The following is a 1794-nucleotide window of genomic DNA, read 5'->3' on the forward strand; positions in this document are numbered from 1 at the left end:
ACATTACCTTGAGAGTCTAACCAACCACCCGCATCAATACCGGCTTTATCTTGAGTGTGATCGTATTTAACAGATAGCAATACATCATCTGTTAAATCAAATTCCATATTAAGATAACCTAACCAACGATCACGATCTTGGTTTTCTTCTGTGGTTGAATATTCACGCCAATATGTTGTGTCTTGCTTTACTAACACACCACGATATCGAATACTTTGGGCATCATTTAAACTGCCTCCAGCATCAATCTGTGCACGGGTAGAGCCGTAACCATCAGTGTCGACACCTACATTAAGCATAGAATCATAAGTCGGCTTTTTGGTTACCATATTCACCAAACCACCTGGACCAGATTGGCCATACAACATACTAGAAGGACCTTTCAGCACTTCAACTTGTTGTAGAGTTTCAATAGGTTGTATGTAGTGAGACCATTGCTGGTGGCCATTAATTAAATAACCATTACCAGAATCTAATTCAAAGCCACGGATACTGAAAACCTGGCGGTTCCAGCGTGTAGTCCCTGCCGTTACACTTGAATCATTCACTAATACTTCAGCAAGGTTAGTTGCCAATTGTTCATCGGTGACAAAATCAGGGATAACATTGACTGACTGTGGGGTATCCATTAGGTCGATATCACCGCGCATAGCACCAGATGCTGTACCGACTTTATAATCGTTAAAAGTTCGACCCACAACATTAATACGTTCTATGTTTGTATCACTAGATACTTCAGCCATTACTGGCATCGTCATTAATGCTGAACCAACTGCTAAACCTATAACTGAATATTTAAATACCATTTACAACTCCTCAATGAAACCTCTACTCCAACAAACGAGAGTAATATAAATGAGAAGCGTTTCCATTTAAACTTCTTTTTTAATATTTACAATTGACTGTGATATAGATCAAAAATATATAGAAACCAATGCATTGAGCAAACATACTAAAATGAATTTAAGCTTAAATTATCTCTTTTTGTGATTTTATTTGGTAAGTTTAATATTCATAATCTTTAAGACAATAAAAAAGCGACCAATGGCCGCTTTAGAATAATCAGTATAAAAATCTACTTTTTAATTTTAATCGGCCGTTGCCAACCCGTAATATGACGCTGTTTAACGCGCGTAATCACCAGTTCATTTTCTGCTACATCTTTGGTTATGGTTGAACCAGCACCTAAAGTAGCATTTTTACCGATTGTCACAGGTGCAACAAGTTGGGTATCGCTACCGACGAATACACCATCTTCAATAGTGGTAATAAACTTATTGGCACCGTCATAGTTACAGGTAATCGTACCGGCACCTATATTAACCCCAGCACCAATTTGTGCATCGCCTAAATAGGCTAAGTGACCAGCTTTAGAACCTTTACCTAATACGCTCTTTTTAATTTCAACAAAGTTACCAATATGAGCATCTTCTTTAAGCTCTGCCCCTGGGCGTAAACGAGCAAAAGGTCCAGCACTGGCAGCTTGTCCAAGCTTAGCGCCTTCAACGATAGTATAAGGTTTAATTTCTGCATTATCGGCAATGTCGCAATCAATCAAAATCGCGCCGGCTCCAATTGTCACGTTATTACCTAAGGTGACTTTACCTTGAAAAATAACGTTAACATCAATCATCACGTCCATACCAACAGACACGTCGCCACGAATATCAATACGAGCAGGGTCGCGTAAATTAGCGCCTTCAAGCATCATTTTTACAGCAGCTCGAGCTTGATAAGCTCGCTCTAATTGCGCAAGTTGTACGCGGTTATTAGCGCCTTCGACTTCAATAGCTG

The 1794-nt window shown here is 39.4% G+C and carries 2 protein-coding genes; both read right to left on the minus strand.

Annotated features, from left to right (window positions below):
• Positions 1 to 806: TonB-dependent siderophore receptor (locus tag CXF78_RS16290; protein ID WP_180957187.1), on the minus strand; the 806-nt coding region annotated here is incomplete at its 3' end.
• A 269-nt stretch (positions 807 to 1075) separates the two neighbouring features.
• Positions 1076 to 1794: DapH/DapD/GlmU-related protein (locus CXF78_RS16295; RefSeq protein WP_308302269.1), on the minus strand; the 719-nt coding region annotated here is incomplete at its 5' end.

Origin of the sequence: Shewanella sp. 11B5 (assembly GCF_002836795.1) — a bacterium.
GTDB classification, from domain to species: domain Bacteria; phylum Pseudomonadota; class Gammaproteobacteria; order Enterobacterales; family Shewanellaceae; genus Shewanella; species Shewanella frigidimarina.